Source organism: Dysgonomonas sp. 521, from assembly GCF_010501055.1.
In the GTDB taxonomy this organism is placed as follows: Bacteria; Bacteroidota; Bacteroidia; order Bacteroidales; family Dysgonomonadaceae; genus Dysgonomonas.
On the sequence record NZ_QVMO01000016.1, the window covers coordinates 1 to 15,563 of the forward strand.

10 protein-coding genes and 2 tRNA genes are annotated in these 15,563 nt (G+C 42.0%); 2 read left to right on the forward strand and 10 right to left on the reverse strand.

The window, feature by feature from the left end:
* Nucleotides 1-480: 480 nt before the first annotated feature.
* Complete coding sequence (locus D0T84_RS06885; protein WP_163307149.1) at nt 481-2,964, reverse strand: glycoside hydrolase family 31 protein; 2,484 nt, start codon at nt 2,962-2,964, stop codon at nt 481-483.
* Between the two features lie 211 nt (nt 2,965-3,175).
* Between D0T84_RS06885 and D0T84_RS22845 the strand changes: the two genes are divergently transcribed.
* The gene (locus D0T84_RS22845; RefSeq protein ID WP_255495239.1) at nt 3,176-3,304 is read left to right on the forward strand and encodes a hypothetical protein; all 129 of its coding nucleotides are present in this window, start codon (nt 3,176-3,178) and stop codon (nt 3,302-3,304) included.
* 424 nt (nt 3,305-3,728) lie between these two features.
* Here D0T84_RS22845 and D0T84_RS06890 read toward each other — a convergent pair whose 3' ends face one another.
* The 9 genes from D0T84_RS06890 to ribH form a co-directional block, all read right to left on the reverse strand.
* Nucleotides 3,729-5,489 carry a glycoside hydrolase family 66 protein gene (locus tag D0T84_RS06890; RefSeq protein ID WP_255495241.1) on the reverse strand — a complete coding sequence of 587 codons (1,761 nt, stop codon included), beginning with the start codon at nt 5,487-5,489 and terminating at the stop codon, nt 3,729-3,731.
* Nucleotides 5,490-5,694: 205 nt separating this feature from the next.
* Nucleotides 5,695-7,131, reverse strand: coding sequence for a SusF/SusE family outer membrane protein (locus D0T84_RS06895; RefSeq protein WP_163307150.1), 1,437 nt, complete (start codon nt 7,129-7,131; stop codon nt 5,695-5,697).
* A 34-nt stretch (nt 7,132-7,165) separates the two neighbouring features.
* Nucleotides 7,166-7,300 carry a hypothetical protein gene (locus D0T84_RS22850; RefSeq protein WP_255495167.1) on the reverse strand — a complete coding sequence of 45 codons (135 nt, stop codon included), beginning with the start codon at nt 7,298-7,300 and terminating at the stop codon, nt 7,166-7,168.
* Nucleotides 7,301-7,344: 44 nt separating this feature from the next.
* Entirely contained in the window at nt 7,345-8,832 is a 1,488-nt protein-coding gene (locus tag D0T84_RS06900; protein ID WP_163307151.1) for a RagB/SusD family nutrient uptake outer membrane protein, read from the reverse strand.
* A gap of 262 nt (nt 8,833-9,094) precedes the next feature.
* Nucleotides 9,095-12,121: a TonB-dependent receptor gene (locus tag D0T84_RS06905; protein ID WP_163307152.1), complete on the reverse strand. Its 3,027-nt coding sequence runs from the start codon at nt 12,119-12,121 to the stop codon at nt 9,095-9,097.
* Nucleotides 12,122-12,340: 219 nt separating this feature from the next.
* The gene (locus tag D0T84_RS06910; RefSeq protein WP_163307153.1) at nt 12,341-14,008 is read right to left on the reverse strand and encodes a DUF6377 domain-containing protein; all 1,668 of its coding nucleotides are present in this window, start codon (nt 14,006-14,008) and stop codon (nt 12,341-12,343) included.
* 211 nt (nt 14,009-14,219) lie between these two features.
* A tRNA-Gly gene (locus D0T84_RS06915) sits at nt 14,220-14,292 on the reverse strand.
* Between the two features lie 9 nt (nt 14,293-14,301).
* A tRNA-Tyr gene (locus D0T84_RS06920) sits at nt 14,302-14,384 on the reverse strand.
* A gap of 37 nt (nt 14,385-14,421) precedes the next feature.
* On the reverse strand, nt 14,422-14,919 hold the full coding sequence (gene ribH / locus D0T84_RS06925; RefSeq protein ID WP_163307154.1) for a 6,7-dimethyl-8-ribityllumazine synthase: 498 nt from the start codon (nt 14,917-14,919) through the stop codon (nt 14,422-14,424).
* Nucleotides 14,920-15,120: 201 nt separating this feature from the next.
* On the opposite strand from ribH, the gene dut reads away from it, so the two are divergent.
* On the forward strand, nt 15,121-15,555 hold the full coding sequence (gene dut, locus D0T84_RS06930; protein ID WP_163307155.1) for a dUTP diphosphatase: 435 nt from the start codon (nt 15,121-15,123) through the stop codon (nt 15,553-15,555).
* The last annotated feature ends 8 nt before the right edge of the window (nt 15,556-15,563 follow it).

The following is a 15,563-nucleotide window of genomic DNA, read 5'->3' on the forward strand; positions in this document are numbered from 1 at the left end:
AAACTCATGGCTCAAAGAAGTAAACAGGCATAAAATGCAAGTATGCTACCATCCGGGAATTATTCTTTTTATCAAGAGAATCACCAATATTTGGTCTACCTTTCTTTGAAGCAAGACTCAACAGCAAGTATATTAACATTAGTTGAACTGGTGCTACACTGCCATGAGTTTTTTTCAAAGAAAAGATTTTTATCGTCATTATCGTTTGGTTTATTGGTAAATAATGAGCACTCAACATGACAAAAAGATATGAAAAAATACTTTTGACACACCCTCAGTAGTGTAATAATTCATAACTCACGACTTTCAAAAAAGTGACAAAAGTGACAGTTATTTAATACTTTTTCCGTGTTACTTTTTTATTCCCGCAAAGTCGCGAAGTCGCAATTTATAACTCCTCTTAACAGGGCTTGCCTGCTCCTCCCTTTTTGGGAGGTGGGGTGGGGTGTTATAACGCAAAGCTTCTTTATAATAAGATAATTATTTCAGAATAATATTCACTGCTTTTCTTCTGTCCGCTACTTTTACGCGGCACTCTTTAGCATTTTCGTTCCAAGACCATTCTACTGTGGAGAAATCTTTTTCGACAATGGACGACAGTATATTATCCTCCACGTTTTTAGCCGGTTTGCCGTCTACAGTTACAGTACCCGGTTTTTCTTCAAGATGATATACCAGTACAAAATTGCGTTTGCCCGATTGAGTAAAGCCTTTGTCGGCAGGAGTTATATCGGTTGTATATCCGTCATTCAGGGTAGTACATGTAAAATTAGTCTTCGAATAGATGTCTTTCAGATAATCAAGATTCTCTCCTTCATCTTCATACAATTCAAAAGATGTACTTTCATCCTCATAATTCGGGAAAATATGTATAAACAACGGGTAATCTTTCTTCTCGTGTATATACTGCATGACAGGCATCATCGGAACGATTGAGCCCTTTTTCACGAAAACGGGAATCGTACTAAGTGGCGCACGGTAAGCAATGGCCTGCCCTCCCAGATAAACTGTTTTCTTATCATTAAAATCGATCCATTCTCCATCGGGAAGATATACGCGTTTTACACGTTCGCCTTTTTTCAGCACGGGAGCAACCAATAGTTCTTGTCCGAAAACGAATTGGTTATCTATTTTTATTGCTTCTTCGTCATTGGGATATTCCATAAACAGACCTCTTGTAATAGGTAAACCTGTGTCATGGGCTATGCGCGAATATGTGTACAGATATGGGAATAACTGGTATTTCAGTTCGATAGCGGCTTTCGAGTTCTTTTCCACCACATCGCCAAACATCCACGGCTCAACGGCATTGTCTCCTTCATGATGCGCACGGCTCAACGGGCAGAATACCCCGAACTGCATCCAGCGGGTGTAGAGTTCGGCCATTGCTTTGTAGTCTGTAATATCGCCGCAGTAACCCGATATATCTGTTGTCCAGAACGGGATACCACCCAGTCCGGCAGAAATGCCCACAGCTACCTGATTTTCGAGTTGTCCCCAGCCTTCAAGCACATCGTTACCGTTGCCGCTGTCATTTGTCCAGCCGAATGTATAGCGCTGCAAACCTGCGTATGCCGAACGTGTCATCTGGAAAATACGTTTATTCGGATTACGCTTGTCAAACTGTTCTTTTACGACCTTATCCCATGTCAGACCATATACATTGTGTATCTCATCATGCATACCGATATGATGCTTCATATTCAGGCGGTCAATATCTTCTTCGTTGCTCCATGCGGGTTCGCCCATATCTGTCCAAAAACCGTTTATACCATCATCGATAGGCTTTTGCTGGTAAGCGCCCCACCAGTCGGCGACTTCGGCGATTGTAAAATCTACTACACCACAATTTCCACCCCAAGGCCAGGGCATATCGTAGGATTTTCCGTTACGCACGTCTTTCACAAAGTATCCTGACTGGTCGGCTTCCTTCCATTGTTTTTCATTCGCCTGCGACACTACGGGGTCTTGCGACACAATCATTTTAAAGCCTTGAGCCTTCAATGTTTTCAGCATTCCCTTCGGGTCGGAATAATTTCCTTTTCGCCACTCAAAATCCTGCAAATATTGAGTCCATCCTATATCCTGATAGATTATATCGCAAGGGATCTGACGTTTACGGAATTCGGCCGCTACCTCCAGTGCCTGAGCCTCTTTGGTGTATAATCCGCGGCACTGGGCAAAGCCTAACGCCCATTTAGGCGGCATGATAGGTTTACCTGTCAGGCCGATGTATTGCTGTTGTATATCTTTATAATCTTTTCCAAAAATGAAATAGTAGATAAAAGCCCCGTCCGGCGCTTCGAATGAATAATACTCATCCGATTCTGTACCGAACTTAAATTCGGTTTTATATGTATTGTCCAAAAATATTCCGTAACGGTAATTACTCATAAAGAACGGAATGCTCTTTGCCAGAGGGTCTTCGGTTACACTGTAGCAAGGACGGTCGCTGTTCCACATCTTGTAAGAGCGTCCACGCCGGTTCAGAGGGCCGGTCTTTTCTCCCAGTCCGAAAAACTGTTCATCATTGCGCAAAACCTTATAGGCTTTTACCGCTTTTGAGTCAGCTACATGCCCTTTCTCTTTGAAATCACTGAAAACCAGTTTCTGCCATTTGTCGAATATCTGCAACTGCATCGGGTTTTTATTTACCCTGATACGCAATTTAGATGTAAATATCTCGTAGCACGACGGTTCATCATTTACATTGATTTCACCTATATCTTCAAGGTTCTCATTTACTACTGCAAACGACTCATTGGTTCGCGCAAATTTTCCCGACTGGTCGAACCAGACTTTCACTACAGAGCTGCTGTTTATTGTCAATGACAATTTTGAGCCGTCTTTGCAGTTGAAAATAACCTGATTCCCGATTTTGGTATAGGAGATACATTCTCCGGCAAACAGCATTACCGAAGAAAATATCAGTCCTATCATAAATAACCAAGTTTTCTTTATCATCACCTTTTTCCTTTTTTTATTAATAATATGAATCAGTATTCAAATTGTTTAAACTATACGTTCTATTTCATTGGTCGTTTTACATACGCTTCGCTCCTGTGAACGTTGTTTGTCGTGACTCGGCTTAACATGAATTTTTAATTCAGTTCTACCCTCGCTACTTAAAATGTAGGATTATCCTGCGCGCAATCGCAGATTGCTTACCTTACTTTTGGTCAAAGCTCCAAAAGTAAGCAAAAAAGCATTGCGCCCCGCTTCGCCGTACGACCCACCAACGGCTTGCCGGCTGAATGAAGTGATGAAGGATTCATCATTCTACAGATTGGCAGACGATGCTTAAAAGCGCCCGCACTTCATTCTACGCCGCCTGCACCGGATGGGTACCCCGTACGCTGGCTAACGGCGCTGGCTGACGCCTGATTTGCAGGCTCTATCCTCTGTCTTGACGTTGCGTCGCGACTCCGTGCATCTGTTCCGCAGGCGGGGCACCCACCCGGTGCAGACGGCGNGTGCAGACGGCGTGAAACGGGATGTTGTCCGAGCCGAAGGCGAGTTTCGTCCCGTTTAGCCGGCAAGCCGTTGGTGGGTCGCCGAGGGACGAAGCACTAGCCTTTTGCTTCCTTTTGGGCAATGCCAAAAGGAAGGGCAAGCCCGGGAGGGCGCGGCAGTAGGGAGCTACGACCAAAAGTAAGGTAAGCAATCTGCGATTGCGCGCAGGATAATCCAACGATTATTATAAACCATTTCTTTAACTACTAATGACATTAATATTCCAATACTACCATATCCCAATATTTAAGCGAAGGAAGAGTTATTACAACCTCATTGCCCGATTGAGAAAAATCCAAATTGCAGGCGACTCCACCATTCATGTCAGGAGAAGCAACCCACACCTTAGACACGGTCTTAGATGCCGTCACTTTTAGCTGTATATCGGCAACCCGATCCGGTTCTTGCTGAGTACCGTTCGTATCACGCCATTCCATAGAATTAGCCTGTGAGAAGTTTATCAGATGAATCACATCCTTATCTGTAAATCTCTTACTTACTACGGCCACACTACCTTGCGATGACGGCCAGTTTTCGAATGAAAGCTTCCCATCCACAGACTGCACGTTTATTGCTGAAAATGTACCTCCATCACGCAATATATTCTGGTATGCCACAAGGAAATCATAATAATGCATAAGCGATTTCTTTGTATCGGATTTCATTTGCAGATTAGAATTCGGAAAATATTCATTGGACAGGTAATGTTCTCCCAATTCGAGGTGCGCTCCACCAAAAGAGAATATAACCGCATTCGTCAGCAATACGCCCGATGTGTTGACATAACCTGTATTACCCGATTTCGCATAGTTCATATATGCTGCCAGAACGGTTGCCTTTGTATTCTCACTATACATGTTGTTATCGAGAATAACCTGTGCCAGCTGGTCAAAAGTCTTGGATTCGTCCCATACCTCGGTATACAGGAAATCAACATCTGACTTCGCTATACTTTTTTGCTGCCCGTATTGGGAAACCGCGTTCATTACCAACCTTTTGTCAGCATTAGCTTGTTTCATTACCGAGATAAAGGATTTATAAGTTTCGTCCAGTTTAACGACATTTCCTTCATAGTCATAAACCGTTCCCCTGTTTCCTAACTGATCGATATGATAGCCGTCGAAATCGAAAACTTTATACACATCGCTGTGCCTGCCGGCAAGATAACTCTGCCATGCGGCATTACCCGGATTTGTCAGGTAAATGCTGCTGCGGAAAGGAGAATCGAGATGATGATTGTCTTTTCCCGAATGATCCTGGTCTTTGAAGATATACCATTCTTCTTTTACCCCATCTGCCGCCGCATTGTTTAAAACACCGAAAGCAAGGTTATAGAACATAGCCTTCATCCCTTTATTATGGGCGGCATCAATATATCCTTTGACAGTAGATAAATAATTTGTCCGTCCTATCAAATCGAGCCATGATGCTGATGGATTTCCGGCCGTTCCCGCCAACGGGCGTTGATGGTCGTGCATCCAGTCATAAAACTGAATACCGTTGATATGGTAACGGTTAAGGGTTTCAATGTTATTTCCGATCTCTTTTTCTGATAATTTGCCATACGAGGACAGAAAGCCATAACGCGGGAATTTTTTCCAATCCGACGATACATCCACAGCAATACTCTGTGTTATTTTTTCTTTGCCGTCTGTCGTTTCATAAATATCTACCATATATCCTTTGTAGTCGCCGGAAGGCGCAGTCCAACTCCAGGAGGCGGAAGATAAGGCCTCCTCCGAAATCACGTTCCCCAAATGGGAATACCTGACTTTTACATTGCCGGAAGGTTTCTCACTCAAACTAAAGAGGATTGTTTCGCCCGGTTTGTAACAAGCTTTATCTGTATTCAAGTCCGCTTTGAAATATGTTTCGCCATATATTACCGGATCATTATCCGTATCGAAATAATCTTCGCAGCTCCACAGTAAGATTGCCAGACAGAATACTATATATACATGTACTTTATTCATCATAATATTTTATAAAAGAGGGTGTGTCAAAAGTAAAACATCTCTGTCAAATTGTTACTCTCTTTGTCATTGCCTCGCCTTCGCTTCGGCGAACGTTGTTTCTGAGTGCAACGAAGAATCTCGACCTTCCAGATACGGGATGTTTCACTCCGTTCAACATGACAAAAAGATATGGAAAAATACTTATGACACACCCTCTACAACATAATTATTGTTTTTTGATTATAATTGTTTCTTTTAGCTGGTTTAGTTCGATTGTATATGTTCCGGATTCGGGTATCTGCCACTTATAATCTTCTTTTGATCCCTTCGCGCGGAATATTATTTGCTCCTCCTCTCCTGCCGGGGTTTTCCCCTGTTCGGAGGCAAGGAACCAATCGCCATTCCAATCCGATTGTTTATCACAGGTAAATTTCAGTTCTCCGGTATTTAAAGTTCCTGTCCAAGTAAGTACATACGGATCGGAAGAGGCAGTCATAGGCACAGCGTTGTCTATATCCCAACCGCTGGCAGTAGCGTCGCCCACCATATAGATCATAGCATAAGGCGTAAATGGAATAATATCTATCTTCATGTCACGGGTATCCAACTTAATCTTATAAACACCTCCTGTAATATTCCATTTGTAATCGGGATCTCCCGCCCATTTGCCCACATCGAGAGCAGTACCTTCCGATTGCTGGTCTGCTACAGGACGTAGGAATACGGCATCCCAGCTTCCATCAACTGTCCCGATTTTGAATTCGCCGCCGGCAGATAAATCATCATTGTAATGGAACACAAACGCATCGACAGGATCAACGGTCATCGGTTTGAACGACCAGCCTGTAGGATTACCCACGAACCAAAGTTCTGTAAATTCAGGGCCTTCTCCTCTCGTGATGCTGATAGCCATAGATATCAGGTTTACCTTGACGGTATATGTACCGCCTTCTGTAATTACAAATTTGTCGTCAGCATCCGAATCAGATTCGCGAAGTACTAACCGGGTATCATCCGCACCTTTGTTGTATGACGGCAGGAATTCGCCTAAGGTAGTTATAAACTTGAATTCGCCCGCGGAAAGAGAACCTGTCCATGAAAAGCCTTTCGGGGTATTGGTTATTGCTTTCATCTCGGTAGCATCACCAGCGCTCCATCCGTTAGGCGTGGCATTTCCTATCAGGTATAACGTTTTGGTTATCGGCTTATGGGTCTTGATATTTATTGACTGAACAGGTGAAACCTGCGGCTCAATATTATCCGATGCTATATTTGCTATAATACGATATTGAAACGCCGTTTCAGTGGACGGTGTTATACCAAACTTTTCGATAAGGAGGTCGTTCAGTTCTTCATTCTTATATGATTTTTCATATATGTTACGACCTATTTCTACCGAAATACCATCCTCGAAGTTACCATCCTGCCTGTCTAGCTGGAACACATAATCTATTGCCAGCCCTGTACCATTATTGGTACCCGATGTCCATTCAAATTTTATGGCTTCTGACGCCGGATTCAAAGCGTCCAACTCCAGGGAGGCCTTAGACGCGCTCACTTCCAACGGCTGGTCTCCTTTGTTATATTCCGTATTGTCTTCATCGGTACAAGACCAACAGAGTAATAATATCGTTAATAATCCTATTAATTTATATGATTTCATGATAATCTAATATTTATTCTTAATTGCTATATTTCTAAGTACATGACAAAATTTTATATCCTGCTGTAGGGGCATCCCCTTGTGGGTGCCCGTAAACGATGACAAGCGGGCAGGGACAAGCCACTGCCCCTACATCGTCTCCAAATCGTGTTTGAATAATTTTTGTCATGTATTGTGGTTATATTTACAATAAATACAAAAAGTCCTGCGACCTTAATATCCTGTATTTTGTTTCAGATTAGGATTAGTATCTATTTCCTTCTGAGGAATAGGAAGTAACAAATGTTTCCGAGAAGCATTTATTTTGCCGATAGAGTGCAGGAAGTCAAGAGCATATTGCCCGTTATCCCAGCGTATCATATCAAACCAGCGATGACCTTCGAATGCCAGTTCGATACGGCGTTCGTGCCTGATCTTATCGCGCATCTGGTCTTGTGTCAATTTTTCTACATCGCTGCGGGTAGTCAGCCCGGCTCTTTTCCTTACCTGATATAATGGCTCTTCGGCTTCGGTAGTCCGTCCCAGTTCGTTCAACGCTTCGGCTTTCATTAGTAGCACATCGGCATAACGCAATACAATAATGCTCGCAGAATTTGTATTATAGTCCGGAGAAACTGAAAGGGGCACTAAGAATTTACGGACATTATAGCCTGTATTCGACATATTGGCTTTATAAGTATTCCCATCGAAGGACGGACAACCCTCGTACAGGATAGTTTTATCTTTACGTAAATCGCCTTCTTCGTATTGGTCAACAAATTCCTGTGTAGGCTGATTCCATCCGTAAGCACCGCCTACCCATCCTGAGTTGCGAGGCCCCATGTAAGTACTAAGCCAGTTGGCCTGATTCTCATCATCCCAAAAACCGGCATCAGTCAGGCCATAGTATTGAACTTCAAAAAGGGATTCATCCGTATTCTTATTCTTTGCTTCGCCTCCGAAACAGTCACTGTAATCAGTATTCAATGTATAACCCAGGCTTTCGACAAGCTCGCACATATCCAGAGCTTCCTGATACATGCCCAGTGTAAGGTAAACTTTTGCCAGCATACCCGCGGCAGCGCCTTTAGATGCGCGTCCTATATCGCTTCCCGAATATTCTTCGCGAGAAGGCAAAAGCTCAATAGCTTCTTTAAGGTCAGGGACGATGACTTCATTGTAAATCGTATTTTTGTCTGTACGAACCGGCATCAAATCATCCCCGGGATTCGGGGTGCTTGTAGTTAAAGGAACATCTCCGAATAATTGCACCAGGATGAAATAGTAATGCGCCCTTAAAAATTTAGCTTCCCCTATACACCTGTTCTTCAACGCTTCGTCTATATCCATAGAGGAAACGTTCTCCAATACAGTATTGCAATACAAGATTCCGGGATTCGGACCACGCCAGATATCCAAAGCCGCTGCATTATCGGTAGCGGTTACAAAGTTGGCTAAATCGACAGTCTCTATCCCATCGGTACCGCCTCCGGCGCCAACCTCACTATTACCGGCTACAATATCCAGAGACCAAATACGCATATTATAAAGTTTAGGACGCTGGAGCGGCTGATATGCCCCGTTTACCAAAGCGATAGCCGATTCTTTATCGCTCAAAGCTTCCGCACTGGGGTCTTCATAAGGTTCTTTGTCCAGAAAATCGGAACAGGAAACCAATAAAGACGCTAACATTATAAAACCTGTATATATTATCTTTTTCATGACTTTTTGTGTTTTATATTAGAAACTGTTTAAATTTTATACGAATATTTTATTATATCTTTTTCTTCGTTCATTTTTAGTCTGTTTTCGGCTGTTTTTTCCTTTCTCTCAACTNCCTTTTTCTTCGTTCATTTTTAGTCTGTTTTCGGCTGTTTTTTCCTTTCTCTCAACTCAAATAGCCCGCTATTATCGTTTCGAGGAAGAAAAAAAGCATCTCTAAAACATCTCTAAAAATTTGAACGAATAAAATTTAAACAGTTTCTTAGAATTTGACATTCACACCTAAACTAATGGTGCGGGTAAGCGGATATGTACTCAGGTCTACACCATTCGCCCCGACTTCAGGATCGAATCCCGAATATTTAGTGAATGTGTACAGATTCTGGCAAGACATATACAAACGTACTGTTTGCAGGCAAGCCTTTTTTGCGATAATTTCCGGCAATGTATATCCTAATGTCAGGTTCTTGATTCTCAGATAGGAGCCGTCTTCCACAAAACGGTTCGAGTGGCGCGCATTTTTATTCGGGTCGCTGTATACGGCACGAGGGATAGAATTGCTTGTGCCTTCGCCCGTCCACCGGTCTAGTACCTTGGTGGTCTGGTTTTGAGGCACGGCCATGCCTTCCTGCCAAATGCGGTTGGCATTGTAAATATCATTCCCTGCTACTCCCTGTAAGAATATCTGTAAATCGAAATTCTTATAAGCGAGGCTGTTATTCATAGAGAATGACCATTCAGGTGTAGGGTTGCCAATGTAAGTGCGGTCATTGTCGTTTATGACCCCGTTATTATCCAAGTCCGCGAAACGGATATCGCCCGGAGATGTTCCTCCCGGAACCTGTATAGCCCCGCTGTTAACTTCATTCCAGTTTTGGAAGAGACCATTGGTTACATATCCGTAGAATGAATTGATAGGATTGCCTTCCGCATTTACCAATACTTTCGTCATATTGATGTCATTTCCGGTAAACAAAGGCACGCCGTCATTCATGCTGATTACTTCATTCTTATTGAAAGAGACATTCAGGTCTGTATTCCATTCCAGTTCTCCTTTAAGGTTTTGAGACGATATGGTTAGTTCCCATCCTTTATTGCGTACCTTTCCGGCATTTACGCTTGGCACATAGATATCGGAATAGCCTGTCGTAATAGGCACTGCCATAGGGACAAGCATATCTGTCGTATTTTTGATATATGCGTCCAGCGACAGATTGATACGCTGGCCGATCAACGAAAGGTCGATTCCGGCATTCCATTGTTTTACGGTTTCCCATTTCACGTCCGGATTAGCCATCACAAGCGGATAAAGTGTGGAGACAGGTGTTCCGTTGAATACGTATTGCCCTGTTTTAAGTTTCGTATAATAGGCATAGTTGTCTATTCCCCACTGATTTCCGGTAACTCCATAGCCTGCCCTTATTTTAACATCGTTTACCCACTTATTCTTTTGAAAGAAAGATTCCTCAGACAAGCGCCATGCAGCGGCTACAGACGGGAATGTTCCCCATCGGTTGTCTTTAGAGAAACGTGACGAACCATCGTGACGGACTGTTAATGTCAGTAAATATTTGTCGGCATAATTATAATTTGCCCTTGCCATATATGAAAGTAACGACCAGTCGTTCCTGGTTCCGCCTACAGTCGGTTGATTCAATCCGTTTGACAGTTGATTATTCTTATCACTTAAAAAGCCCTGTACGCTTGCGTTCATTCGATTATATACATTATTCTGGGCACTTGAGCCTATCATCACATTCAAATGATGTTTTTCGTTGAACGTGTCAATATATGTAAGTGTATTATCCCACAAGTAAGTCAGGCTCTTGTTAGACTCTTCGTAGCGGTATGACTCGGGTTGGGCAATGGGCTTCCAGTCATATTTAGGGCTAAAGTTAGTTCTGTCCCAGAACTTAAAATCGATACCTCCCAGCGTTTTGAATGTAACTTTATCGAAGAAGTTAATTTCGGCAAAGGCATTTCCTAGTATGTTATATCCATTTGTTCTCTGGCTGTTAACCGTAGCATTCCCTACCGGATTTTTTATATCTCCATACCAGTAAGCCGGATTGCCGGGACCTGAATAAGTCCCATCCTCATTATATACAGATTGTGTAGGTTGCGCCGCCATAGCGTCACGAATACTATAACTCCCCTGTTTCTTGACATCGTGGCTTAATGTAACATTATTGCCGAATTTAAGCCAGGGCTTCACTTTCGATTCTCCATTGAACTGGATCGTATACCGCTTATAAGAGGTGTTGATAACAATTCCTTCCTGATCGAGGATTCCGGCTGATACGTAATAGTTGCTGTTGTCCGTCCCTCCGGAGTATGATAAAGAATAGTTTTGGATCAAACTTGTCCTGAACATTTCGTCCAGCCAGTCAGTGCCCTTGCCTAATGTTGTAGGGTCTGTAAAATCGGGTCTTTGCATCATACTTTCCGAACCGCCATAATTTGCTATCATATCATTATGGTATGAGGCAAACTGGCTTGCATCCAGCATACCGGGCATACTTGTCGCGTCCTGTATCCCCCAGTTTGCACTGAATGATACAACACCATCGCCGGATTTTCCTTTTTTAGTTGTGATGAGCACTACGCCATTCGCTCCCCTCGATCCGTATATTGCGGTTGCAGAGGCATCTTTGAGTACATCCACCGTTTGCACATCGTCCATATTAAGGGCATTTAATGAAAGGTCGGTCGGTACACCATCGATAACCAGTAAAGGTTCACTGTTGTTGATAGTGCTGATCCCCCTGATACGAATGGATACATTGCTGCCGGGCGCTCCCGAATTTATTATCTGTACGCCGGAAGCCCTTCCCTGTAGGGCTTCTCCTATATTTGCGACAGGTTTGTCCCGCATCGATTTCGAATCAACGGAAGAGACGGCTCCGGTCAGGTCTCTTTTTCTCATCACTCCGTAGCCGACAACCACTATTTCATCGAGCAATTCCGCGTTTTCCTTCAGCACAATGCGGACGTCGGATTTGCCGGCTACCGCTATTTCCTGTGATAAGAAGCCTACATAAGAGATAGTCAGTATATCGCTCTCATTGACATCTAAAGAGAATCTGCCGTCTATATCTGTTATTGTCCCATTGGTTGTCCCCCTTACAGAAACGGAAGCGCCAATGATGCTTTCCCCTTTCTCATCGAAAATAGTTCCCGCTATTTTCTTTCGATTTTGCGCAGAAAGATTGAAGCTAAAGAACAAAGCCAATAAGAGTAAGCTTATTCTACTCAAATGAGTCCATTTCTTTTTCTGATTTTTTTTCATGGTCTATACGATTAATAATAATTTTCATAATATGGTTAACATTTTTCTTTTAGTAAACAAACATAAAAGAGTATAACCTCTCATATGCAAAAATATGAGGAGTTAATATCTAAAGAAAATCCACATTGATAAAATATAGACAACAAAAAAGGATAATCGTTTATGCTGCAACAACTTAGATATTTTCAGACTATGCAAAAATATAGATGCCGTATAACTTTAATTCCTTCTGACAGCCCCTATTTTCATTACCATAGATTCAAATTCTTCACGAGGAACGGCCGCTTTGTTACGTACTCTGGTGCGATAGCTATAAATTGTATTTGCTGAGTAATGCAGGAAATTTGCGATTCTGGAACTATCCGTTATTCCTAAGCGTATTAATGCAAATATGCGCAGTTCTACGTTCAGCAATTCGTTGGGCTTTAATATAAATTGCTCATCTTCGACCAATAAGGAATTAAACTCTTCTACAAAGTTGGGGTATAGATGCAAAAATATATTATCGAAATTTTCGTAGAGTTCTTTCAGTTCGTTATCAATCATTTGCTTGGACTTAAGCATTTTATACAGTTCGTCCAGCTTTTTTTCTACTGCCTTCTTATTAAGTGTGTTTTGATATTTCTCCAGTTTGTTGATGTATGTAGAGCACAAATCGAGGAAATGCCCTATATACGCTTCTTTTATTTGATTTGCTTCTGATAACTCACTATTGACATCCGAGAGTACACTGTTGACATCATTAAGCTGGTTGATAGTCGATTGCAGGTCAGTATTCAGTTCATTCAGTTTCACATTGGTATAATAGAGTTCCTTACGTATGCGGGCTACCCTTTTCATTTGCCTATACACGTATACTACCGCTATAATCAGGAATATGGATAATATACTGACCAGGATGAGGAATAATTGCAGTTCGGATTTTTGCCTATTTATATTCTCCTGATATGCGGAGTCTATAATCGGGAATATCTGTGAAACTTCATAAGTCCTCAACCGGGCATTACAAAACATTGCGTCCTCCATCGACGACTTTATACAGGCATAGGCATTATCCACTTCGCCCGTTTCGTACAGGATGGAAGCCAGCGCCTGCATAGAGGCATTTTCTTTGATTACATTTTTTATATCGCATATTGCGGATGTAGCATAATAATGTTTTTGCAGGCTGATATTCCCCTCTTTTTTGTAAATGTTAGCAAGAGCATAGGCTAGTACCGCTTTTTCGTGCGTATCGGATTCGGTACGGTTTAATAGTTGCTCTAATATTTGTCTGGCTTCGAGCAGTTTGTTTTCATCATCGAGTTTTTCGGCATACACTATTTTGTAATGGTTGGATTCTTTATCCAGAACGCTGAGCAAGGAGTCCCTGTATAGTTTGCTTTTTTCGGCGTATATGAGTGTATAGGGATTGTTATTTGAATAATAGTTGTACAATTGTTTATAGCAATCGTAATATTTGACTAACAGCCAGTCAGGAAAATTTTTAGTATTTATCGATTTCAGCATATTTATACCATCAATATACATTCCGGCAATAATATACAGCGAAACGAGGTCTAATTTAGATTCGTAAGTCCATACCGGATGGTTCAATGACTCTGCTATTGCTGCGTTCTCCCTGACAAAGTAAATCGCTGAGTCTGATATGTAGGTTTTATATTCGTTGTATAGTTTAAGGTTTATATTATATCGTTGTTCGGGTGTTATATCAGGGGTTCCGAGCATTTTTTTTATCTCAGATATCCTTTCTTCTTTTTCCATCTTATAGATTTCTTTACGTTCCATCAGCTTATAAAGAGATAGAAGTGTTGTATCCTGCGATATTTTAGGAAAAACATCACTGATGGAAAATAATAATAAGATAAGAAAAAACAGCTTCCTCATAGATCTCAAAGAACTTTAAACAAAGTTAGCAAAATTAAAACAAAACCTGCTAATATATCTGATTTGAGATTGTTAAGTTTGATCCACACTAAATCTGGCTCAACGGATTTTCCGGGTTGATCCGGGATCCGTGACCCACACTTGACCCTGTAAACCTAGCTAAAACCACAAAAAAAAGACACTCACATTTCTGTAAGTGTCCTATTATCAGAGCGGAAGACGGGGCTCAAACCCGCGACCCTCAGCTTGGAAGGCTAATGCTCTATCAACTGAGCTACTTCCGCAAAGTATAGTGGGCAGTGATGGATTCGAACCACCGTAAGCGTAAGCTAGTTGAGTTACAGTCAACCCCATTTGGCCACTCTGGTAACTGCCCTATTATTCTTTTGCGAATGCAAAGGTAATACTTTTATTTATTCCTCCAAATTTCTTCGATAAAAATCTATCATTTTTAATGCAGTAATTGCACATTCATCCCCCTTGTTGCCATGCTTACCCCCTGCCCTTTCCTCAGCCTGCTGCATATCATCAGTAGTTAAAAGACCAAAGATGAACGGGATATCATAACGGATATTCATATCGGCAATACCCTGCGTAACCCCGCTACATACATAGTCGAAATGCGGGGTATCTCCCCTTATTACACTCCCGATAGTTATTACCGCGTCTATTTCCTTATTCTCCACCAAATGTTTTGCACCGAAAATAAGTTCGAAACTACCCGGCACAAAGTCTATCAATATATTTTCTTCTTTTACCCCATGTTTCCTGAGCGTATTATATGCCCCGTCTAGCATCGCCTTGGTTATATTTTCGTTCCATTCGGAAACGACGATCCCTACTCTCATATCCTCCCCGTTAGGCACCGAAGCAGGATCATACGAAGATAAATTGTGGTATGCTGTAGCCATTTTGTACTTGTTTTATATTTAGCTACAAAGATATTGATTGTTAACTAATATCCAAAACCGGTTCTAAACCATTTGTCTTTTATACTATTTTTCACCAACTCCCTAATATTTAAAATCTTAATTTTTATCAATTAACAAAGCATATTGCAAAGAATTAACTAATTTCGCACACTATATAATAGGACGTTAGAAAACAATATAATGAAAGTAAAAATCATCAACAAATCGCATCATCCGCTACCAGAGTATGCCACCCCTTATTCAGCAGGCGTAGACCTTCGGGCAAATATAGAAACCTCGATCACGCTGAAACCACTTGAACGCGCGTTGGTACCCACAGGCCTATATCTGGAATTGCCACAGGGTTTCGAAGCGCAAATACGCCCGCGAAGCGGATTGGCGGCAAAGCATGGACTGACAGTATTGAACTCGCCCGGCACAATAGACGCGGATTACCGTGGCGAAATACGAGTTATCCTTGTCAACTTATCCAATGATGATTTTGTTATAAACGACGGCGAACGGATTTGCCAGATGATTATAGCCCAGCATTCACAGGTGGAATGGATCGAAGTGGATTCGATCAGCGAAACCGAACGCGGCGCGGGAGGCTTTGGGCACACAGGAAAACAATAAATTTTGAA

Coding starts and splice junctions, on each gene's coding strand:
- D0T84_RS06885 (WP_163307149.1), bottom strand. CDS start 2,964: ATGATAAAGAAAACTTGGTTATTTATGATAGGACTGATATTTTCTTCG.
- ribH (WP_163307154.1), bottom strand. CDS start 14,919: ATGGCTACAGCATACCACAATTTATCTTCGTATGATCCTGCTTCGGTG.
- D0T84_RS06890 (WP_255495241.1), bottom strand. CDS start 5,489: ATGATGAATAAAGTACATGTATATATAGTATTCTGTCTGGCAATCTTA.
- D0T84_RS06910 (WP_163307153.1), bottom strand. CDS start 14,008: ATGAGGAAGCTGTTTTTTCTTATCTTATTATTATTTTCCATCAGTGAT.
- D0T84_RS06905 (WP_163307152.1), bottom strand. CDS start 12,121: ATGAAAAAAAATCAGAAAAAGAAATGGACTCATTTGAGTAGAATAAGC.
- dut (WP_163307155.1), top strand. CDS start 15,121: ATGAAAGTAAAAATCATCAACAAATCGCATCATCCGCTACCAGAGTAT.
- D0T84_RS06895 (WP_163307150.1), bottom strand. CDS start 7,131: ATGAAATCATATAAATTAATAGGATTATTAACGATATTATTACTCTGT.
- D0T84_RS22850 (WP_255495167.1), bottom strand. CDS start 7,300: ATGACAAAAATTATTCAAACACGATTTGGAGACGATGTAGGGGCAGTG.
- D0T84_RS06900 (WP_163307151.1), bottom strand. CDS start 8,832: ATGAAAAAGATAATATATACAGGTTTTATAATGTTAGCGTCTTTATTG.